Origin of the sequence: Bacillus niameyensis (assembly GCF_001375535.1) — a bacterium.
Classification (GTDB): domain Bacteria; phylum Bacillota; class Bacilli; order Bacillales; family Bacillaceae_C; genus Lederbergia; species Lederbergia niameyensis.
The window spans coordinates 2,427,710-2,450,560 of the sequence record NZ_LN831197.1 but is presented as its reverse complement, the minus strand read 5'-3'; the positions used below and the strand labels follow the sequence as shown (position 1 = coordinate 2,450,560).

19 protein-coding genes are annotated in these 22,851 nt (G+C 39.5%); 18 read left to right on the top strand and 1 reads right to left on the bottom strand.

Annotated elements, in window-relative coordinates:
* Positions 1 to 101: 101 nt before the first annotated feature.
* Both BN1243_RS11530 and BN1243_RS11525 read left to right on the top strand, forming a co-directional pair.
* Positions 102 to 1,862, top strand: coding sequence for an ABC transporter ATP-binding protein (locus BN1243_RS11530; RefSeq protein ID WP_062106945.1), 1,761 nt, complete (start codon positions 102 to 104; stop codon positions 1,860 to 1,862).
* Positions 1,859 to 3,880 (top strand): ABC transporter ATP-binding protein, encoded by a 2,022-nt coding sequence (locus BN1243_RS11525; RefSeq protein ID WP_326569834.1) that lies wholly within the window; start codon positions 1,859 to 1,861, stop codon positions 3,878 to 3,880. Before BN1243_RS11530 ends, BN1243_RS11525 begins: the two co-directional genes overlap by 4 nt.
* A 407-nt stretch (positions 3,881 to 4,287) precedes the next feature.
* On the opposite strand, the gene BN1243_RS11520 is transcribed toward BN1243_RS11525, so the two are convergent.
* On the bottom strand, positions 4,288 to 5,313 hold the full coding sequence (locus tag BN1243_RS11520; RefSeq protein ID WP_230200180.1) for a YeiH family protein: 1,026 nt from the start codon (positions 5,311 to 5,313) through the stop codon (positions 4,288 to 4,290).
* Positions 5,314 to 5,430: 117 nt separating this feature from the next.
* Here BN1243_RS11520 and BN1243_RS11515 point away from each other — a divergent pair, with 117 nt between their 5' ends.
* The 16 genes from BN1243_RS11515 to leuD all read left to right on the top strand — a co-directional run bounded on the left by BN1243_RS11515 (position 5,431) and on the right by leuD (position 22,828).
* Positions 5,431 to 6,336, top strand: coding sequence for a LysR family transcriptional regulator (locus BN1243_RS11515; protein WP_062106940.1), 906 nt, complete (start codon positions 5,431 to 5,433; stop codon positions 6,334 to 6,336).
* 153 nt (positions 6,337 to 6,489) lie between these two features.
* Positions 6,490 to 7,032: a helix-turn-helix domain-containing protein gene (locus BN1243_RS11510; RefSeq protein WP_062106938.1), complete on the top strand. Its 543-nt coding sequence runs from the start codon at positions 6,490 to 6,492 to the stop codon at positions 7,030 to 7,032.
* A gap of 167 nt (positions 7,033 to 7,199) precedes the next feature.
* Entirely contained in the window at positions 7,200 to 8,303 is a 1,104-nt protein-coding gene (locus BN1243_RS11505) for an ABC transporter ATP-binding protein (RefSeq protein ID WP_062106936.1), read from the top strand.
* Positions 8,293 to 9,099, top strand: a complete 807-nt coding sequence (locus BN1243_RS11500; RefSeq protein ID WP_062106934.1) for an ABC transporter permease — start codon at positions 8,293 to 8,295, stop codon at positions 9,097 to 9,099. Before BN1243_RS11505 ends, BN1243_RS11500 begins: the two co-directional genes overlap by 11 nt.
* On the top strand, positions 9,096 to 9,902 hold the full coding sequence (locus BN1243_RS11495) for an ABC transporter permease (protein ID WP_062106932.1): 807 nt from the start codon (positions 9,096 to 9,098) through the stop codon (positions 9,900 to 9,902). Before BN1243_RS11500 ends, BN1243_RS11495 begins: the two co-directional genes overlap by 4 nt.
* On the top strand, positions 9,899 to 10,972 hold the full coding sequence (locus BN1243_RS11490; protein WP_062106930.1) for an ABC transporter substrate-binding protein: 1,074 nt from the start codon (positions 9,899 to 9,901) through the stop codon (positions 10,970 to 10,972). The genes BN1243_RS11495 and BN1243_RS11490 overlap by 4 nt, the downstream gene beginning before the upstream one ends.
* Positions 10,973 to 11,076: 104 nt before the next feature.
* A complete protein-coding gene (locus tag BN1243_RS11485; protein WP_062106928.1) occupies positions 11,077 to 11,448 on the top strand; it encodes a hypothetical protein in 372 nt (123 codons plus the stop codon).
* 335 nt (positions 11,449 to 11,783) lie between these two features.
* Positions 11,784 to 12,683 carry a branched-chain-amino-acid transaminase gene (gene ilvE / locus BN1243_RS11480; RefSeq protein WP_062106926.1) on the top strand — a complete coding sequence of 300 codons (900 nt, stop codon included), beginning with the start codon at positions 11,784 to 11,786 and terminating at the stop codon, positions 12,681 to 12,683.
* A gap of 45 nt (positions 12,684 to 12,728) precedes the next feature.
* A complete protein-coding gene (ilvD, locus tag BN1243_RS11475) occupies positions 12,729 to 14,393 on the top strand; it encodes a dihydroxy-acid dehydratase (protein ID WP_062106924.1) in 1,665 nt (554 codons plus the stop codon).
* A gap of 483 nt (positions 14,394 to 14,876) precedes the next feature.
* Entirely contained in the window at positions 14,877 to 16,598 is a 1,722-nt protein-coding gene (gene ilvB / locus BN1243_RS11470) for an acetolactate synthase large subunit (protein WP_230200318.1), read from the top strand.
* Positions 16,599 to 16,603: 5 nt separating this feature from the next.
* Complete coding sequence (ilvN, locus tag BN1243_RS11465) at positions 16,604 to 17,122, top strand: acetolactate synthase small subunit (RefSeq protein ID WP_062106920.1); 519 nt, start codon at positions 16,604 to 16,606, stop codon at positions 17,120 to 17,122.
* Positions 17,123 to 17,140: 18 nt separating this feature from the next.
* Positions 17,141 to 18,175: a ketol-acid reductoisomerase gene (ilvC, locus tag BN1243_RS11460; RefSeq protein ID WP_062106918.1), complete on the top strand. Its 1,035-nt coding sequence runs from the start codon at positions 17,141 to 17,143 to the stop codon at positions 18,173 to 18,175.
* On the top strand, positions 18,162 to 19,706 hold the full coding sequence (locus BN1243_RS11455) for a 2-isopropylmalate synthase (RefSeq protein WP_062106916.1): 1,545 nt from the start codon (positions 18,162 to 18,164) through the stop codon (positions 19,704 to 19,706). The genes ilvC and BN1243_RS11455 overlap by 14 nt, the downstream gene beginning before the upstream one ends.
* Positions 19,707 to 19,755: 49 nt before the next feature.
* A complete protein-coding gene (gene leuB / locus BN1243_RS11450) occupies positions 19,756 to 20,820 on the top strand; it encodes a 3-isopropylmalate dehydrogenase (protein ID WP_062106914.1) in 1,065 nt (354 codons plus the stop codon).
* Between the two features lie 11 nt (positions 20,821 to 20,831).
* Positions 20,832 to 22,247, top strand: a complete 1,416-nt coding sequence (gene leuC / locus BN1243_RS11445; protein WP_062106912.1) for a 3-isopropylmalate dehydratase large subunit — start codon at positions 20,832 to 20,834, stop codon at positions 22,245 to 22,247.
* Positions 22,244 to 22,828, top strand: coding sequence for a 3-isopropylmalate dehydratase small subunit (gene leuD / locus BN1243_RS11440; RefSeq protein WP_062106911.1), 585 nt, complete (start codon positions 22,244 to 22,246; stop codon positions 22,826 to 22,828). The genes leuC and leuD overlap by 4 nt, the downstream gene beginning before the upstream one ends.
* Positions 22,829 to 22,851 lie beyond the last annotated feature (23 nt).

Below are 22,851 nucleotides of genomic sequence, written 5' to 3'. Positions count from 1 at the left end.
TTGTGTGTTTTTTAAGGTTGGGGAGATGGGGATTTTGTTAAAAATATATTAGTTATTAATGGATCTGATTCAAAAGGCTAAGAGGTTAAGGGGGTTTGCATATGTTTAGTGTACTTAAGAAATTAGGCTGGTTTTTCAAACAGCACTGGAGACGATATACAATAGCGATTGTTTTATTAACATTTGCTAATATTTTTGAGGTTATTCCTCCCTTTATTCTAGGCGAGGCGATTGACCATATTTTTCTCGGGTCATTGACCTTAAAATGGTTGTTGATCTATGTTGCCATCCTAGGTGGAGGCGCATTGCTCAATTACGGAATTACATTTATTTGGCAATATCAATTATTCGGAGGAGCCTTTATTATCGAGAAAATGCTCCGTTCAAGATTTTTGAATCATTTATTAAAAATGACACCGACGTTCTTTGAAAAAAATCGAACAGGTGACTTAATGGCACGGGGAACGAATGATTTAAGGGCAGTGTCAATGACAGCTGGTTTTGGCATCTTAACCTTATTCGATTCTACTATGTATATGGTGACAATCCTTTTAACAATGGGATTTCTCGTATCATGGAAGCTTACTTTTGCAGCCATTTTACCATTGCCGATATTAGCGTGTATTATCACTTTTTTAGGAAAGAAGATTCATACTCGTTTTATTGACGCCCAAGATGCGTTTGGAAAAATGAATGATCGGGTCCTTGAATCAGTGGCTGGTGTTCGGGTTACACGTGCCTATGTCCAAGAAAAGGCTAGTGAAGCGGACTTCCAGAAAATGACAGAAGAAGTATATCAAAAAAATATGCATGTTGTACGAATTGATGCTTTATTTCACCCTGCAACACAAATCATTACGGGTATTAGTTATGTAATCGGGTTGTCCTATGGAACTTATCTAGTGTTTCATCAGGAAATTTCTTTAGGACATTTAGTCTCTTTTAACGTGTACCTTGGAATGCTGATTTGGCCAATGTTTGCGATTGGTGAGTTAATCAATGTTATGCAACGCGGGAATGCGTCACTGGATCGTGTCCAAGAAACTTTGAACTATGAAGAGGATGTCAAAGACCCGTCTGAACCAAATGTTGTGAAACAACCAGAGGAAGTAGAATTTAAAGATGTAACCTTTCGTTATCCATCTTCGAAGACAACAAACCTTACAAGTGTTCATTTAAACATTCATCGCGGTGCAACAATCGGGATTACAGGGAAAACTGGGAGCGGGAAAACAACCCTCATTAAACAGTTTCTACGTGAATATCCACTTGGTGAAGGGAATATATTCATTTCGGGTGTCAACATGAAAGAACAAACGAAGGATCAAGTTCGGAGTTGGATCGGTTATGTACCGCAAGACCATGTTTTATTTTCTAGAAGCATTCGAGAAAATATCCTTTTTGGAAATGAAACAGCAACAGAGACTGAACTGCTCGAAGCGATTCGCCTTGCTTACTTTGAGAAAGATTTAGAAATGTTGCCAGATGGTGTGGAGACGCTTGTTGGTGAACAAGGTGTCGCCTTATCGGGTGGTCAGAAACAAAGAATTTCGATAGCGAGGGCACTCGTTAAAAATCCAGAATTACTTATTTTGGATGATTCTCTATCTGCAGTCGATGCCAAAACAGAGGCGCAAATTATAAAAAATATTCGCGAAGAACGTAATGGAAAGACAACTCTCATTACAACACATCGATTATCCGCGATTGAACACGCAGATTGGATTATCGTCCTAGATGATGGAGAAATCATTGAAGAAGGTACACATCAAGAGTTACTAGAGGAGAATGGATGGTATAAAGAGCAATATGACAGACAACAGTTAGAGGACTCTATAAGTGGGGAGGTGTATGTATCATGACTGGAAAAAGACTAGTGAAATATGCGTTATATTTTAAAGGGTTTATTATTGCGGCCCTTGTCCTATTGACGATGGCGGTTGCTGCAGAAGTACTTGTTCCGTTTGTAGCTAAAAAGGTGATTGATGACCATATTTTAGGGATTGAAGATTATTGGTTTGAGACGACTGAGAGCTCATCTCCAGTGGAGTATGACGGGAAACATTACGTGAAAGCGAGCAGTGCTGATCAACAAGCGGAAGATGATGCCTTGAGTGTCGCAACGATTTTGCAAATTGGCAGACATTTTTACCTAGTACCTGAAAAGGTGACCTTCACAGGGAACCGTTCATTTCAGGGTGATCAAATTTGGATAGACAATCAAGGGGAGGTTAGTCAATACCCCGCTAAGAAGTTAAGTGTCAATGAGACACTCATCTTTTATAAACCAGCGATTCCTTCTATTATAAAGTTGCTCATAACGTATATGGGCTTAATTATATTAGCGGCTATCTTTTTCTATGGACAATATTTATTTTTACAAAAAGCAGCAAATCGGATTATTCAAAAGATGCGTGCTGATGTATTCGCACATGTTCAACGTCTGCCCATTCGCTATTTTGATAATTTGCCAGCTGGAAAAGTAGTTGCGCGAATTACGAATGATACAGAAGCGATCAGAGAATTATATGTGGCTGTTTTATCAAATTTCTTTACAGGATTTATTTATATAATCGGAATTTATATTGCAATGTTCATCCTTGATGTGAAACTGGCGCTACTATGTTTACTGCTATTACCAGTTTTATATGGTTGGATGATTGTTTATCGAAAATATGCATCGAAGTATAATCATGCGATCCGTTCTAAGGTGAGCGAATTGAATGCGATGATTAATGAATCGATCCAGGGAATGACGATTATTCAAGCTTTCCGTCGTGAAAAGCAAGTTAGTGAGGAGTTTGAAAATTTAAATGAAAACCATTTTCGTAATCAAAATAAGCTTTTAACGCTAGACTCTTTATCTTCTCATAACTTCGTTGGCGTATTAAGGAACCTAGTATTTGTCGGGTTCATGTGGTATTTTGGCGGCGATGCGCTTGGTGCCCATTCTGTTATGACGATTGGTGTTCTTTATGCGTATGTCGATTATATTAATCGTTTATTTAACCCAGTGAACAATATTGTGAATCAGTTTTCGAACTTGGAGAGAGCACTTGTTGCAGGTGAAAGAGTTTTTCGCCTCCTTGATGAAAAGGGAGAAGATGTCACAAGTGAAAGAATGGAACGTTACAAAGGTGATGTGACGTTTGACCATGTTTACTTCGGCTACAAGGAAAATGAGTATGTTTTAAAAAATATCGACTTTGAAGCAAAACAAGGGGAAACGGTAGCGCTCGTAGGCCATACGGGCTCTGGGAAGAGTTCAATCATGAATGTGTTATTTCGCTTTTATGATGCTAATAAGGGAGAAATTCGAATTGATGGGAAAAACATCTTAGATATCCCGAAACAGGCTCTTCGTGACCATATGGCGATCGTGCTTCAAGATCCTTTTCTTTTCACAGGGACGATTGCTTCGAATGTTAGCTTAAATGATCCACGAATCACACGTGAAAAAGTCGAGGCTTCGTTGAAAGCTGTTGGAGCAGATCGGGTTTTGAAAAACTTAGAAAATGGTATTGATGAACCGGTAGTGGAAAAGGGAAGTACGCTTTCTTCAGGGCAAAGGCAGTTAATCTCCTTTGCAAGAGCACTTGCGTTTGATCCTGCTATTCTTATTTTAGATGAGGCAACTTCTAGCATCGATACAGAAACAGAAACGATTATTCAAAAAGCGATGGATGTATTGAAAAAAGGAAGAACGACTTTTATTATTGCCCACAGGTTGTCGACGATCAAAAATGCAGATCAAATATTAGTGTTGGACCGTGGTTCTATTGTCGAGCGTGGTAATCATGAGCAGTTAATGGAAAGAAAAGGTAAGTATTATCAGATGTATCAATTGCAGGCGGGGAATAGTGCGAATCAGGCAGGGTAAGGAAGGGTCTACAGCTTGATGGAACCTAGAATATTCTGCACTTGATCTTTTCATATGGTGCATTTGACTGGAAAATCCATCTCAAAGTGCCGCGAGGTCTCCTATCATGGCCCTTTGATGCAGTTAATCTGGAGGAAAGGGCTATGAGAGCACTTATCATAGCCCTTTGATGCGGTTATTCTGGAGGAAAGGGCTATGAGAGCACTTATCATGGCCCTTTGATGCAGTTAATCTGGAGGAAAGGGCTATGAGAACACTTATCATGAACCTTTGACACTGTTTTTCCGTGAGAAAGGGTCATGAGACAATTACTTATTGTATTTTGATGCTTACTCTCCATGAGAAAGCGCCACGAGAACACTTCTCGTGGCGCTTTTTAAATTAAATATGGAAACAACACAGCTCTATTAAATAATAAAGATAGTAATGACAGAAAGCACAACAGATACAGACACCATGGCAATCAGTGGCTTCAATGCTTTTTGCCGAACATCCCCAAGGCTAACATTTAGTCCGAGCCCGACCATTGCAGCAGTTAATATCCACGTTGTTGCATTTGTAACAATATCTCTCGCATTTTCTGAAAACGGTATTGAATCCCCTAGTACATAGCTACCTAATATACTCATAACAATAAAGCCTAATAAAAACCATGGGAATTCAACTTTTGCTGATGCTTGATCTTCTGCTGTCCTCTTTTTCACCCAAAACATAAAGATAAAACAAAGAGGAATGAGTAAAAATACACGTCCTAATTTGGCTAAAAGTCCAATCGCAAGGGCATCTTCTCCTCCCGCTGCTGCAGCTAGCACGACTTGGGCAATTTCATGTAAGCTTATTCCAGCCCAAGTGCCATACTCTATATCTGAAAGAGGAAGGATCGGTCTTAAAAGAGTATATCCAATCGCAAAGATGGTTCCGACTAGAGCGATAATCCCAACGCTAATTGCAGTGTCTTCATCCTTCGATTTAATAATTGGAGCGACTGCGGCAATTGCTGCAGCTCCGCAAACACCAGTACCGACACCAAGGAGCAAAGAGATCGTTGGGTTCGCTTTTAGTCTTTTGGCAAGCCAGACAGTCGCTAAAATAGCGAAGATTATAACACCAGTATCACGAATAAGGAGCCCAAGTCCATCTTGAAGAACGATGGCGATGTCTAATTTAAGTCCATAAAAGATAATCGCAACTCTTAGTAATTTTTTTGATGAAAAGACAATGCCGGAGCGAATGATTTCCGGATAACCAAATATTTGCCTGAATGCGATTGCGATCAAAATGGCGCAGGCTAGTTGCCCTACCATACTGAATCCGGGAATCTTTGCGAGTAAAAATCCTAGTAAAGCAATAAAAAAGGTGAAAAGGATTCCGCCAACCATTGAAGAGATAGCGGAAGTCTGTTTTTGTTTTTTAGCAACGTCAGGCTGCCCCATACATGAACCCTCCATATGAAAAAATTCTTTTCTCTAGCATAAAGCACTTTCATATATAAGGAAAATAAATCATTATAATAATTGTTATAAGTAATTACTTATCATAGGAGGCTTAAAATGGATCAACCATTATTGGTTTTTATAACGGTTGCTGAGAAACGCAACTTTTCGAGAGCAGCGGAAGAACTGCATATGACACAACCAGCTGTCAGTCAATATATTCAAGCGCTGGAACGAGACTTTGGAACAAGACTGTTAGAAAGAAATAATAAATATGTTGGGTTAAATAAGGCGGGGGAAATTGTTTACCATCATGCGAAAGAAATACTTGGCCTTTATTCAAAAATGCAACGGTTGATTGATGACACTACAAATAAAACGAGCGGTCCCTTGACGATTGGTGCCAGCTATACATTTGGTGAGTATGTTTTGCCAAGAATTATGGTCAAAATGTTAGATCAGTACCCACTAGTAAAACCGAATATTTCGATTGGGAACACGAAGGAAATTGCAGAGCTTGTTTTACAGAATCAGCTCGATGTAGGAATAGTAGAAGGGGAATTTAAAAGTAAAAAGCTTATTATAGAACCTTTTGCGAAAGATACCATGTATGTTGTTGTAGGTCGCCAACATCCTTTAGCCAAGGTTGAAGGGGAAATAAAACCAAGTGAGTTGAAGGATGAAACGTGGATTGTCAGAGAAGATGGTTCAGGCACGAGGGATGCTTCCGAAGCGATGTTTCGACTTCTTGCTATAGACCCAGCGAATTTAATGGAGTTTGGAAGTATTCAATTGATTAAAGAGTCGGTTGAAGCGGGGATCGGCATTAGTATGCTGTCTCATTGGGCTATTCGTAAAGAACTTTCTATGGGAGTTTTGCAAATTCTTAACGTTCAAGGACTTCCTTTTACTCGGGAGTTTTCGATCGTTACAACTTCTCCTTTTAGAACAAAAGCTTTAGATACGTTTATTGACATGGTAAGGAAGGAAAGAATAGATAAAGACACTGCAGAATTTCAATGATATTTTCTTCGATAAAAATCTAGTTTTTCTATTGCTAAATTGGTAAATGTATGTATAATAAGTTGATGGTAAAAGTAAACTTATAGTTAAGTATAATTAAACTTTATTTACTATTAGTTTACTAATAATAAACACGACTTGAGGTTTTAAAGGATGCGAATCGGCAAGAAAATTAAAACGTTGCGATTAAAAAAGGGATTGACTCAAGAGGAATTGGGAGAACGGACAGATTTAAGTAAAGGGTATATATCGCAATTAGAGCGGGATTTGAGTTCACCTTCGATTGAAACCTTTTTTAATATATTAGAGGTGCTAGGCTGTACACCGAAGCAATTCTTTGATGAGGAAGAACGAGAACAAAAAGTAGTATATGAAGAAGATGTTCAGACAGAGTATAAGGATGAGGAAAAAGGTTATAAAATGACATGGCTTGTTCCAGAATCAAACGAAATGGAAATGGAGCCGATTTGGCTTACGCTCTGGGAGAAGGGGGAGTTTAAGCGTTTTGAGCCTTCTTTATCAGAAACCTTTGCTTATGTTCTCGAAGGAAAGATCATGATTACGCTTGGCAGACATACATACTATGCAAAAGCAGGCGAATCTATTTACTTCCATGCCTCAGATGATCACCAAATCAGCAATGTTTATAACGGTCGCTCAGAATTAATTTTGGTCGTTACCGAATCATATTTATAGAGGATATTTAAAAAGTCTGGGAAAAGTTTCTATTGAATTTCTGCGTTAGCTTGCTGCTCCGTTCTACACGTATTAGAATCATACGTTTCGGTGCTTGCATCTGCGCTTCTCAGCTTTTGTCCTCCACACGCACTTATAGTTTTTATCATGAATGGGAGGGTCATAATATGACAGATCAAACCATTATCCGTTTTGAAAATGTATCAAAGCAATTTGATGATGATCTTATTTTGGATGATGTTAGCTTCGAAATTGAACGGGGAAAGTTTTACACACTACTTGGCCCATCTGGTTGCGGGAAAACGACTATTTTACGTCTTATTGCAGGATTTATTGAGCCGACTAAAGGGGCGGTCTATTTTGATGGAAAGCGCGTCAATAAGGTCCCAGCTAATAAAAGGCAAGTTAATACTGTTTTTCAAGATTATGCGTTGTTCCCTCATTTAAATGTATTTGAAAATATTGCTTTCGGTCTTCGGATTAAAAAAATGAAAAATGCTGAGATTGATAAAAAGGTAAAAGAAGCGCTTAAGTTTGTTAACCTTGCTGGTTATGAGAATCGTGAAATTAGTGAAATGTCAGGCGGTCAAAGGCAACGTGTTGCAATTGCTCGGGCAATCGTCAATGAGCCAGAAGTGATTTTGTTGGACGAGCCTTTATCAGCATTGGATTTGAAGTTGCGTACCGAAATGCAGTACGAGCTAAGGGAATTACAACAGCGTTTAGGGATTACTTTTATTTTTGTCACTCATGACCAGGAAGAAGCGCTGGCTATGTCTGATGAAATTTTTGTTATGCATAAAGGGAAAATCCAGCAAAGTGGCACACCAATCGATATTTATGATGAACCTATCAACCGTTTTGTTGCCGATTTTATTGGAGAATCCAACATTATACCAGGTACGATGATAGAGGACTTTCTTGTGGAGTTTGGCGGAAAACAATATGAGTGTGTCGATCAGGGGTTTAATCCTAAAGAACCTGTAGAAATTGTTATTCGCCCGGAAGATTTAGAAATAACGAGCAAGGTACGGGGAAACTTACATGTGAAGGTAGATACTTTACTTTTCCGCGGTGTCCACTATGAAATTGTTGGCTATGACAATGAAGGGAATGAATGGCTCGTTCATTCAACTAAAAAGGCGACACCAGGAGATGAAATAGGTCTTTATTTTGATCCTGAGTCTATTCATGTTATGAGATTTGGTGAGACAGAAGAAGAATTTGATAAACGACTTGAAGCGTACGATGAGGTGCGCCATGCAGAATAAGGTCCGGAATTTTTATTTAATACCTTATGTTTTATGGATTGTTCTGTTTGTTGTAACACCTATTTTACTTGTCGTATATTATTCCTTTTTTGACATCGAGGGACAGTTTACATTTCGCAATTATCAAAAATTCTTTACACCAGTCTATTTAAAAATGACACTTAGTTCATTTTGGTATGCCTTTTTGATTACCCTTTTTTCTTTATTAATTGCTTATCCAACTGCCTACTTGTTAACAAAGACGAAACATCGGCAACTATGGTTACTGCTAATTATTTTGCCATCATGGATTAACTTATTATTGAAAGCATATGCTTTTTTAGGATTGTTTGGCGCATACGGGCCTGCCAATAACTTTCTCGATTTAATGGGCATAGGTAAAAAACAAATATTGTTTACTGATTTTAGCTTTATCTTTGTTTCAGTTTATATCTTCATTCCTTTTATGATTTTGCCGATTTATAATGCGCTAGAGAAAATGAATCCATCCTATATATATGCGGCAAATGATCTTGGAGCTTCAGCGTGGACAACTTTTAGAAGAGTCGTGTTCCCGTTGACTTTAAGTGGCGTTAAATCAGGATGCCAAGCTGTATTTATTCCTGCTCTCTCCTTATTTATGATCACAAGATTAATTGCTGGAAATCGAGTCATAACACTAGGCACCGCGATTGAGCAACATTTCCTAGTTACGCAAGATTGGGGAATGGGTTCAACAATTGCTGTCTTTTTAATTATTGCGATGGCAGTCATTATGATTTTAACAGGCCAGCGGAAGCGGGGTGACTTTGTGTGAGAGGGAAAAGTAAACTTGGCAATGTTTATTTAGTTGTAGTTTTCTTGATCTTGTACGCACCGATTCTTTATTTGATGTATTACTCGTTCAATAGTGGCGGTTCAATGAAGGATTTTGAAGGTTTTACTTTTGAATGGTATGGAAATGTATTTGAAGATACACGGCTAATTATTATTGCGTTGAATACATTAGTCATTGCTCTACTTTCTGCTTCTATTGCCACCATTATTGGCATTTTCGGGGCGCTTTCGATTTATTATGTAAAAAAGATGCAAACAAAGAATACATTGCAAACATTGAATAATGTGTTGATTGTTAGTCCTGATGTCATTATTGGGGCCTCTTTTCTCATTATGTTCACGATTATCGGGGTCAAACTAGGCTTTACATCTGTTTTACTTTCTCATATTGCCTTTAGTATCCCGATTGTTGTTATTATGGTACTTCCGAAACTTCAAGAAATGAGTTCTTCATTAATTGATGCTGCACGAGATCTTGGTGCAAATAATTGGGAAGTGCTATCAAAAGTCATTTTGCCTTATATTACACCCGGGATTTTTGCAGGATTTTTCATGGCATTAACGTATTCTCTTGATGACTTTGCTGTGACATTCTTTGTTACGGGAAATGGATTTTCAACATTATCTGTTGAGATTTATTCACGGGCACGACAAGGGATCTCGTTGGAGATTAATGCTCTTTCAACGCTTATCTTCCTTGTAACGATTGTCTTAGTCATTGGTTATTACTTTATTAATCAACATAATGCAAAATCATCTGCACAAGGGGTGAGAAAATCATGAGGAAATTAGTTCAAATTTTTTCACTCATCTTTATTATATCTTTTGCCTTAATGTATCTTGTTTCACACTTAAATGCTTCCTCGGGTTATTCAAGTGGAAATACGTTGAATGTTTACAATTGGGGCGATTATATCGATCCTGATTTAATTAAGAAGTTCGAAGAGGAAACGGGCATGAAAGTCATTTATCAAACGTTCGATTCGAATGAGGCGATGATGACGAAAATAGCACAAGGTGGTACGGCGTATGATATTACGGTTCCATCAGAATATGCGATTAGTAAAATGAAAGAGGAAGACTTACTTTTACCACTTGATCATTCTAAAATTCCAAATTTAAAATATATCGATCCACGATTTATGGATCTATCTTTTGACCCAGATAATGAATATTCGATTCCCTATTTTTGGGGTACCTTTGGTATTGTGTACAATCCGAAGATGCTCGATGGGAGGACTTTTGAGCAGTGGAATGATTTATGGGATCCGGAATTGAAAAACCAAATATTTCTTGTTGATGGAGCGAGAGAAGTTATTGGGATGGGATTGAACTCTCTCCATTACTCCTTAAATGACACGAATAAAGATCATCTCAAAGAAGCGAAGAAAAAGCTGGATGAGCTGATGCCAAATGTAAAGGCGATTATTGGTGATGAAATAAAATTGTTAATGGCAAATGAAGAAGCTGCAATAGGTGTTACATGGTCTGGTGAAGCTGCTGATATGATGTGGGAAAATGAAGACATTGATTATGTAGTGCCTGAAGAGGGATCGAATCTATGGTTTGATAACATGGTCATCCCGAAATCAGCGCGGAACGTCGAAGGGGCCCATCAGTTTATTAACTTTATGCTCGATCCCGAAAATGCAGCGCAAAACGCTGATTATGTTGGTTATTCAACACCAAATAAAGAAGCATTGGATTACTTAGATGAAGAAGTTGTTAATGACGAACGCTTTTATCCTGAACCAGAATTAACGGAGAGACTGGAAGTTTACGACAACCTTGGTAAACGAATGCTTGCTTATTATAATGATTTGTATTTGGAATTTAAGATGAGAACGAAATAAGAAGGCGGAAAAAAATGGCTGTCTAATGTTGACAGCCATTTTTGTATAGCCTTTATCCAGGCAATAGAGTACAATAATTTTAATATCGAAAGGTGGTGATTTTAGTGGAAAAAGAAGATCAGATTTTGGACATGCTATACGATATAAAAGGGATCCTAACGGAGCACAGCGCAAAATTGAATGAACATACCCGAATATTGAACGAACATTCTCAAATATTGAACGAACATACTCAAAAACTTAAGGAGCATGATCAGAAATTTGCAGAATCGAAGCAAATATTGGATGCATTGCGGTATGGTCAAGAAGGGTTGAAAGCGGAGATCAGTGAGCTAAGGCTTCAAAATGCGAAAGATATTGAAGAAACAAAAAAGCGAACTACAGATGCTGAACTAAGCCTAGAATTATTAAAAGAAGAAACTTGGGGAAATAAGAAAGACATCCGCAGAATCCAAAAAACAATAGGGATTGCTTAACTCATCTTGAATAATCCACATTCATTCCTCAAACTAAAACCCCGAAAAATGAATAGATTTCTAACTTTCAGCTGCATGTTATTTTCCCAATGACTTGCAGCTTTTTTCATAGGTAGAAAAATATAAAACACGTTAAAAAATTCGACATTTTTTTATTTTCGACACAACCTTGATATCACTATAATGGAAGCGTATACAGTGGGAAAACCCGTTTCCCAAATGGTAAAACATTCTGAAAATCCCTTGACCTTTCGCTAATACCGCGGTATTATAGGAACAATTTAATAAATCAAAAATGACTGAAAACGAAATAACCAACGAGAGGGGCGAAAGCGATGAGTGAACAATTGATTTTCCTCAACGGAGAATTCGTTAAGAAAGAAAATGCCGTTGTGTCTGTGTATGATCATGGATTCCTCTACGGAGATGGAATCTTCGAAGGAATTCGAGCATACTCGGGAAATATTTTCCGTTTGGATGAACATTTAACTCGTTTATATGATTCGGCGAAATCCATTATGTTAACCATTCCGTATACGAAAGAGGAGATGACAAACGTCATTGTTGAAACTCTCCGCCAAAACAAGCTGAAAGATGGCTATATTCGCCTCGTTGTCTCTCGTGGTGTAGGAGATTTGGGTTTAAGTCCTTATACTTGCGAGAAAGCAACAGTGATTGTCATAGCAGAGCCATTACGCATTTATCCAAAGGAATTGTATGAAACAGGACTTGAAATCATTACGGTGCCTACACGCCGGAACCGTTCTGATGCTTTAAGCCCAATGGTAAAATCATTAAACTATTTAAATAATGTATTAGTAAAAATAGAAGCAACTCTTGCTGGGGTATCTGAAGCGTTAATGTTAAATGATCAAGGGTATGTTGCTGAGGGATCAGCTGATAATATTTTCATAGTAAAAGATAAAAAGCTGAAAACACCGCCAGGCTATGTAGGAGCGCTCGTAGGAATTACTAGGGATGCAATCATGGACCTAGCCCGATCGAAAGGGTATGAAGTCACAGAAGGTGTCTTTACACGACATGAAGTTTACACAGCGGACGAGGTGTTTTTAACAGGAACAGCTGCAGAAGTCATTCCAGTAAGTAAAGTAGATGGCCGCGTCATAGGAGACGGAAAGCCAGGAGAAGTGACGAATGAATTGTCAGAAGGTTTCCGCGAATTAACTGTAACGGATGGCGTAAAAATCTATGATGAAACATTGAATGTAGGCTGAAATATATAGCTACAGTAGAAATGGATCATACAGGAGATGTAATAAATGAGAAGTGATATGATTAAAAAGGGGATTGATCGTGCCCCGCATCGAAGTCTATTATATGCAACAGGCATTAAAACAAAAGATTTAGAGAAACCTTTTATCGGTGTATGTAATTCATATATTGATATAATCCCAGGACATAAACATTTAAATACTTTCGCGGAAGTAGTGAAGGAAGCTATTTGGGAAGCTGGCGGTGTTCCGTTCGAATTTAATACGATCGGGGTCGATGATGGGATTGCAATGGGACATATTGGAATGCGTTACTCGCTCCCAAGTCGCGAAATTATTGCCGATGCTGCTGAAACAGTCATTAATGCCCATTGGTTTGATGGAGTATTCTACATTCCTAACTGTGATAAAATCACACCAGGTATGTTGATGGCGGCTTTTAGAACGAATGTACCTTCAGTTTTCGTTTCAGGTGGTCCAATGGAAGGCGGAATGTCTTCTGAAGGAGAGCCTCTTACATTAACATCTGTTTTTGAAGGGGTCGGAGCTTATCATGCAGGGAAAATGTCCGCAGAAAAGCTGCTTGACATCGAGCAAAATGCATGTCCGACATGTGGCTCCTGTTCAGGAATGTTCACTGCTAATTCCATGAACTCGCTTATGGAAATGCTCGGTGTTACAATTCCTGGAAATGGAACAATCGTCGCTACTTCAAATGAGCGTCACAGATTAATAAAAGAAGCTGCCAAAAATTTGATTAGAATGGTTAAGGAAGATGTAAAGCCTCGTGATCTAGTAACAAACAGGACGATAGACGATTGTTTCGCGCTAGATATGGCGATGGGGGGATCTACCAATACAGTTCTTCATACATTAGCTGTCGCTCACGAAGCAGGACTTGAGTATGACCTTTCAAGAATTAATCAAGTAGCTGAGCGAGTGCCTTACTTAGCAAAGATTGCTCCAGCATCCCATTATACTATGCAAGATGTTCATGATGCGGGTGGAATAAGTGCTATTATTCGGGAACTATGTGAAATTGGGGCAATTGAAAGGGATAGAATTACGGTTACTGGTAAAACTGTCTATGAAAATGTAAAAGATAATGAAATTAAAAATACATCAGTCATTAGAACAAAGGATAATCCATATAGTCCAGTAGGTGGTCTTTCAATTTTATACGGTAATCTGGCACCTAATGGCGGAGTTATAAAAGTGGGAGCTGTTGACCCATCTATCAAAACTTTTACGGGTAAAGCAGTTGTATATGAATCCCAAGAAGATGCGCAAGAAGGAATTAATAATGGGACTGTAAAAGCTGGGGATGTTGTTGTAATCCGTTATGAAGGTCCAAAAGGTGGTCCAGGAATGCCAGAAATGTTGGCACCTACATCAGCGATAGCAGGTAGAGGTCTTGATAAAGATGTTGCTCTCATCACTGATGGAAGATTTTCTGGTGCGTCGAGAGGAATTTCCATCGGTCATATATCACCAGAAGCAGCAGAAGGCGGTCCAATTGCTCTCGTTGAAAATGGAGACGAAATTGTCATCGACTTAACGAATCGTACAATTCAACTAAACGTCGATGAGAAAGTATTGACAGAACGTCAATTGCAGCTAAAGCCTTTTGAACCGAAGATCAAAACAGGCTACTTAGCCAGATATTCAAAATTGGTTACTTCGGCCAGCACAGGTGGAGTCATGAAAATATAATAGTAATAAAAATGATTCAAGTGAGTAAAACTTATTTATAATTGAAATCTTCATATGAAAATGCAATGAAGAGGTAAAAATGAATGGAACTACTGTATTACCAGAGAGTCGGAACTGCTGGAAACCGACATTACAGCCATTTGTGACATCGCCTCGGAGCGGGAACCCTGAAAGCAGATGCGACTATGGGTTCACGGGGATGCTTAAGCTTCCTCGTTATCAGTGAGTGCCTTGAGCGCTCCTAAGTCAGTTGACTCAACTGAGAAGTAGGGTGGTACCATGAAAGTTTTTTCATCCCTGCATAAAAGGTTCTCCTTTTGTGTGGGCTGAAAGGACTTTTTTGTTTTTTATAAGATAGGCGCTGCAGCTAGACAATGAAAATTAGTATTTTATAGATTTAATGCATTAATCGATTGGATTTCGATATGTTTTTAAAAAATGATAATTGAAAGGAAGGCGCTAGAGGTGAGTATGGGTATCCCAATGGGAGCGAGTGATCAAAAGACTGATGCGACGATGGTAAAAGTGAAAACTGGGGCAGACATTTTCATCGAGGCACTCCAAAAAGAGAACGTTGATATTATGTTCGGTTATCCAGGAGGAGCGGCCCTGCCAATTTATGATGCATTGTACAAAAATCCAATTAAGCATGTATTGACGAGACATGAACAAGGTGCTATACATGCTGCGGAAGGCTATGCAAGAGTTACGGGAAAACCTGGAGTCGTTATTGCAACCTCTGGGCCAGGAGCAACTAACTTAGTGACAGGTATTGCTGATGCGATGATGGATTCATTGCCCCTCGTAGTATTTACTGGTCAGGTTGCTAGCTCGGCATTAGGAACAGATGCATTCCAAGAATCTGACATTATAGGAATCACAATGCCAATTACAAAACATAATTATCAAGTGAAAAAAGTAGAAGACCTTGGAAGAATCATTAAAGAAGCATTTTTTATTGCTTCAACTGGACGCCCGGGACCGGTCTTAATCGATATTCCAAAAGATATTGCCCAACAAGAGGTAACAGAGGTATTCCCTGAAGCTTCGATTAATCTTCCAGGCTACCAACCAACGACAAAGCCAAACTACTTGCAGTTGCAAAAGCTAGTTAGCTTGATGGCCAATGCGAAGAAACCATTAATTCTTGCTGGAGCTGGTGTATTATTTGCTAAAGCGTCCGACTATTTAAAAGAATTTGTTGAAAAAACGGGCTATCCAATAACGAATACATTGCTCGGATTAGGGACTATTCCTGGTGATCATAAGCAGTTTTTAGGTATGGCAGGAATGCACGGTACTTATACATCGAATATGGCGATAACGGAGTGTGACTTGCTTATTAACATTGGTGCTCGTTTTGATGACCGTCTTACGGGTAATCTAAAACATTTTGCTCCAAACGCAACTGTTGCTCATATTGATATCGATCCTGCTGAAATTGGGAAAAACGTTCATACGGTTGTACCGATTGTCGGAGATGCCAAGATCGTATTAGAAGAACTTTTAAAATTCGATCTAAAAATTCCTGATATTTCAGAATGGGTAAGCCATATACAGGATAATAAAGAAAAATATCCGTATAAAGAGCCACAGTCTGAAGGGAATTCATTGTCCTCGCCACATGTTATTAAAATGATTCACGAATTAACTGGTGGAGAAGCGATCGTTACAACGGATGTAGGTCAGCATCAAATGTGGGCTGCCCAATATTACGGATTTAATGGTCCAAACAATTGGGTTACCTCTGGAGGACTTGGAACTATGGGATTTGGTTTCCCATCTGCTATAGGGGCACAATTGGCAGCTCCGGAAAAAACAGTAGTTGCTGTGACAGGTGATGGTGGATTCCAAATGACTTTACAAGAGTTGTCTGTCATTAAAGAACTAAATTTGCCAGTAAAAGTTGTCATTATTAACAACTCCTGTTTGGGAATGGTTCGGCAATGGCAAGAGAAATTTTATGATAAACGCTATTCTCATTCCCTAATACCAGAACAACCAGATTTTGTTAAATTAGCAGAAGCCTATGGAATCAAAGGCTTTAAAGCTTCAAATGAAGCAGAAGCGAAAGTGGTTATGGAAGAAGCATTTAAACTACCAGAACCCGTGTTAATTGATTTCCGGGTTGTTCAAGAAGAAAGTGTCTTTCCAATGGTTGCTCCAGGCAAAGGGCTGCATGAAATGATTGGGGTGGGAGAGTGAAACAGATGAAACGGGTTTTAACCGTAACCGTTAATAATAACAGTGGTGTTTTGAACCGAATTACGGGCTTATTTGCCAAAAGGCAATTCAATATAGAAAGCATTACAGTGGGTCCATCCGATAACCCTGCCATCTCTAAAATGACATTTATTGTTTTAGTAGAGGATCAGGCAAAAATGGAACAACTTTTAAAACAGCTGCAAAAGCAAATTGATGTTTTAAAAGTTTCTGATATTACCGATAAATCAATTGTAACCCGTGAATTGGCACTTATAAAAGTCCAATGTCCACCACCGGTTCGCAGTGAAGTTTACAGTATTATTGAGCCTTTTCGAGCTACTGTAATCGATATGGGGAAAAACAATATTACCGTTCAAGTCACAGGAGAACCAAGCAAGGTGGACGCTTTCGTTGAATTGCTGAAGCCATATGGCATTAAGGATATATCCAGAACAGGGGTTACAGCATTTGTTCGCGAATATCAGAAACCAGATTCACCACAATTATCAATTCTACAATTATAAACTAGGAGATGAAGAAAAATGGCAAAAGTATATTACAATAATGAAATCAATGAAAAAGTATTACTGGATAAAAAAGTTGCAATTCTCGGATATGGTTCCCAAGGTCATGCTCATGCAAGCAACCTTAAAGATAGCGGATTTAAAGTATGTGTAGGAGTTCGTCCTGGTAAATCCTTTGATCAAGCTGTAGAAGATGGTCACGAAGTTTATTCCGTTCGTGAAGCTTGTGCACAATCCGATATCATCATGATCCTGCTTCCAGATGAAAGACAAGTGCCGGTTTACGAAAATGAAGTTAAACCTGAACTAACAGAAGGGAAAGCATTGGCTTTCGCACACGGATTTAACGTTCATTTTAATCAAATCGTACCTCCTGCAGGTGTTGACGTATTCCTAGCTGCTCCAAAAGGACCTGGTCATTTAGTTCGCCGTACATTTGAGCAAGGCGCAGGCGTTCCAGCACTATTCGCTGTTTATCAAGACGCTACAGGCGAAGCAAGAGATATTGCTCTAGCTTATACAAAAGGAATTGGCTCTGCACGTGCAGGAGTTCTTGAAACAACATTCCAAGAAGAAACTGAAACAGATCTATTCGGAGAGCAAGCAGTACTTTGCGGTGGAACAACTGCCCTTGTAAAAGCTGGTTTCGAAACACTTGTTGAAGCAGGATACCAACCAGAACTTGCATATTTCGAATGTTTGCATGAACTTAAATTAATCGTTGACCTTATGTATGAAGAAGGTCTTGCAGGAATGCGTTACTCGATCTCTGATACAGCTGAGTGGGGAGATTTTGTATCCGGGCCACGCGTAATTGATGCTAGCGTTAAAGAAAGAATGAAAGATGTTCTAGATGACATTCAAACTGGTAAATTTGCAAAAGGCTGGTTGCAAGAAAACCAATTGAATCGTCCAGAATATACAGCTATTAAAAACCGCGAAAACAATCATCTGATCGAGAAAGTAGGGGGAGAACTTCGCGACATGATGCCATTCGTCAAAGCTGGCAAAAAGAAGGTTAATAGGGAAGTGGCAACGAGTGCGAAAAATTGACATCTATGACACTACTTTACGAGATGGGGAACAATCCCCAGGTGTAAATTTGAATTCGGTAGAAAAGCTGGAAATTGCCAAACAGCTAGAAAGATTACGGGTGGATATTATTGAGGCGGGATTTCCCGCCGCTTCCCCCGGTGATTTGGACGCTGTTAAGCAAATTGCCTCTACCATTAAGAATTCAACGGTGACGGGACTTGCACGATCCGTTCGTTCAGATATTGATGCTGCATGGGAGGCTTTAAGAGTTGCAGAATGTCCAAGATTACATGTATTCATTGCGACATCTCCTATTCACATGACATATAAATTAAAGCAAACCCCGGAACAAGTAGTGGCAACAGCGGTCGATACCATTCAATACGCAAGAAAATTTTTCCCAGTTGTCCAATGGTCAGCAGAAGATGCATTTCGCTCAGATCGCGCCTTTCTTGCTCATATCGTAGAACAGGCGATTCATGCTGGTGCAACGATCATTAATATTCCAGATACAGTCGGATATGCAACTCCGGCAGAGTACGGAGCTTTATTCAAATTTTTGAAAGAAAATGTTCCGAATATTGACGGAGTTAAGTTATCAGCCCATTGCCATAATGATCTTGGAATGGCAACCGCGAATACACTTGCTGCAATTGAAAATGGTGCAGATCAAGTGGAAGGTACGATCAATGGGATCGGAGAAAGAGCAGGAAATGTGGCACTAGAAGAAATAGCCGTTGCTCTATATACACGACAAGATTTCTATAAAAATATTAAAACAGACTTAAAACTTAATGAAATTAAGCGTACTAGTCAGCTTGTCAGCACTTTGACTGGAATGCATATCCAGGCTAATAAGGCAGTAGTTGGTAAAAATGCATTCGCTCACGAGTCAGGGATTCATCAGGATGGTGTCCTCAAAGAGCCAACAACATACGAAATTATTACACCTGAATTAATAGGTGAAACTTCTAATAATTTAGTGATGGGTAAACACTCTGGTCGCCATGCGTTCCAAGATCGTGCAAAAATAATGGGATTTGAACTTGATCAAGAGGCATTGAATAACGCTTTCAAGGAATTCAAAAAGTTAGCAGATCGTAAAAAGGAAATTACAAATGAAGACCTATGGACGATCTTAACGAATGAGCAATTAAAGGAGTCAGATACTTCTGTTTTTGAACTTGAAGGAGTCGGAGTCTACTATGAATCTTCTAAAGACCCTTCAGCAACTGTCATTGTGAAAAATCCTGATGGTGAAATGGTTGAAATGACAACAAGTGGAGCTGGAAGTGTTGAGGCGATTTTCAATGCTCTTGAAAATGTTATTGGTGAAGAAGTTCACGTTCTAGATTATCGAGTAACGTCGATTGGTAAAGGCCGAGATGCTCTTGCGGAATCGATTGTAAACTTGTCTTATCGCGGAGAAGAATTAACAGGAAGAGATTCTGCACAAGATGTATTAGAATCATCTGCAAAGGCTTATCTCAATGCAGTGAATCGAAGCCTACTATCCACACATATAAAAGAATTAATGAAAACTGTTTAGGGGGGTGCCTGGCACGCCCCGAAATTTGTCGAAAAAGGGGTTTTGGAGAGTGAAGAAGCGAGTAGCGGTATTAAGAGGCGATGGAATTGGAAAAGAGGTAACTGATGCGGCAATCGCAGTATTAGAAACGATCGGACGTCGCTTTCAACATGAATTTGAATGGGAATACGGCCTGATTGGCGGCGACGCGATTGATCAAGCGGGGGAACCGTTACCGAAAGAAACAATTGAAATTTGCGAACAAAGTGATGCCATTTTATTAGGTGCTGTTGGTGGCCCGAAGTGGGATAATAATCCATCTCATTTACGTCCAGAAAAAGGATTACTCCAAATTCGTAAACACTTTGAATTAAGTGTCAATCTAAGACCTGTTAAAGCTTACCAAAGTCTCCTTGCCGTTTCCCCTCTTAAGGAAGATGTTGCAAAAGATGTGGATATGGTAATCGTAAGGGAACTCACAGGCGGACTGTATTTTGGAGAACCTAGTCATCATGATGATGAAAAAGCAGTTGATACATTGTTATATAGTCGCGAAGAAATTGAGCGTGTTGTTGTCCACGCATTTGAACTAGCTAAACAGCGTAGGAATAAACTCAATTCTGTAGACAAAGCGAATGTACTCGAATCTAGTAAGCTATGGAGAAAAGTCGTAGAAGAAGTAGCAAAGAGATATCCTGAAGTTGAGTATGAACATACGATTGTGGATGCTGCAGCAATGAAACTTATAACATATCCATCGACATTTGATGTCATTGTTACCGAGAACATGTTTGGCGATATTCTAAGTGATGAAGCTTCTGTCATTACTGGATCTCTTGGAATGTTGCCATCTGCAAGTCTACGAGTAGATGGATTTGGACTTTATGAACCTGTTCATGGATCTGCACCTGACATTACTGGCCAAAATATTGCGAACCCAGTAGGAGCTATTTTATCAGCCGCCATGATGTTGCGGAGCTCATTTGGATTATTAGATGAAGCTAATGCAGTAGAAACAGCTGTTCAAAAAGTGTTAGAGTTAGGCTATTGTACAAGTGAGTTCAAAAATATTGGCAGGGAAGTTTTATCAACAACGGAAATGACAGAAAAAATCATTAGCGAATTAGAAGGGTGAGGTGAAGAGAATTGGGCAAGACCATAATTGAAAAAATTTGGGAAAAACATGTTGTGCATCGAGAAGAGGGGAAGCCTGATTTACTGTATATTGACCTTCATCTCGTGCATGAAGTTACATCTCCGCAAGCCTTTGAAGGTCTACGACTAAATGGGCGTAAAGTAAGAAGGCCGGATTTGACTTTTGCGACAATGGATCATAATGTGCCAACTCGCTTAAATGAGGCTGTTTCTGATCCAATTTCAAAAAAGCAAATGACCACACTTGAGCGTAACTGTGAAGATTTTGGAGTACCTCTTGCTGGAATGGGCCATCCTGATCAAGGGATCGTTCATGTCATCGGACCACAGCTTGGTTTAACTCAACCTGGTAAAACGATTGTTTGTGGAGACAGTCATACTTCCACTCACGGAGCATTTGGGGCACTAGCCTTTGGAATCGGAACGAGTGAAGTCGAGCATGTTCTTTCTACGCAAACTTTGTGGCAGCAAAAACCAAAAACAATGGAAGTTAAAGTTCACGGCAAGCTTGGTACAGGTGTTACTTCTAAGGACTTAATTTTGGCGATTATTGCAAAATATGGTGTCAATATCGGAACAGGTCATATTTTTGAATATACAGGTGAAGCGATTCGTGGTCTTACGATGGAACAGCGGATGACTGTCTGCAATATGTCGATTGAAGCAGGTGCGAAAGCTGGCTTGATCAGCCCTGATGAAATAACATTTGATTACCTAGAAGGCCGTGAACACGTTCCTTCTGGTGAAGCCTTTGAAAAATTGAAGGAAGAATGGCGGATGTTGGCAACAGATGATGATGCTGTGTATGATGCATACATTGAAATTGACGCTTCCGAAATCGAACCTTTTGTAACTTGGGGAACGAATCCTTCCATGGGCGTTGGTGTTTCCAGTCGCGTTCCGAAGCCAGAAGATGCCAAAAATGATTCAGCAAAAGCTGAAATCGAACAGGCACTTGCCTATATGGGATTAGAGGGCGGAACTAAAATTACCGATATTGAAATCCAGTATGTCTTTATCGGTTCTTGCACAAACTCACGGATTGAAGATTTACGAGCCGCTTCTAAAGTCATCGTGGGGAAAAAGGTAAAAGAAAGCGTCAATGCGATTGTTGTACCTGGATCCCGAACTGTAAAGCTTCAAGCAGAACAAGAAGGTTTGGATAAAATTTTCTTAGATGCCGGCTTTGAATGGCGCGAATCAGGTTGCAGTATGTGCCTAGCGATGAACGCGGACCAAGTTCCTGCTGGAAAACGTTGTGCTTCCACATCAAACCGTAACTTTGAAGGCCGTCAAGGAAACGGTTCTCGAACACACTTGGTTAGCCCAGCAATGGCAGCAGCTGCAGCGATTGAAGGTCGATTTGTTGATGTTCGTAACTTCACGAAAGAGGAGGCGACAGCATGAAGCCGATTAAAGAAGTAACAAGTGTCCTGGCACCACTTGAACGTTCGAATGTTGATACAGACCAAATCATTCCAAAGCAATTTTTGAAACGAATTGAGCGGACTGGGTTCGGAAAATATCTTTTTTACCATTGGCGTTTTAATGATGATGGTAGTGAAAAGGCTGACTTCATTTTAAATAAGTCGGAATATAAAGGAACCGAAATCCTCGTTGCCCGCGAAAACTTCGGCTGCGGTTCCTCCCGTGAACACGCACCATGGGCACTAGGAGATTACGGATTCCGTGTTGTCATCGCTACAAGCTTTGCCGACATCTTTTACAACAACTGTTTGAAAAATGGAATTTTGGCCGTGCAATTATCAGAAGAGCAAATTGAAGAATTGCTTGCTGCTGGAAAAGAAAAGCCGTTGAACGTGACCGTTAACTTGGAAACAGAAACGATTGAAACATCAGACGGCGTAACCTATTCCTTCACGACAGACCCTTATCGTCGCGAAATGCTTTTGAACGGTTGGGACGAAATTGCTTTAACTTTGCAGTTGGAAGAAAGAATAGCGGAGTATGAAAAAGCGCAAGTTTAATAGAATGGGAAACGACTTACCTA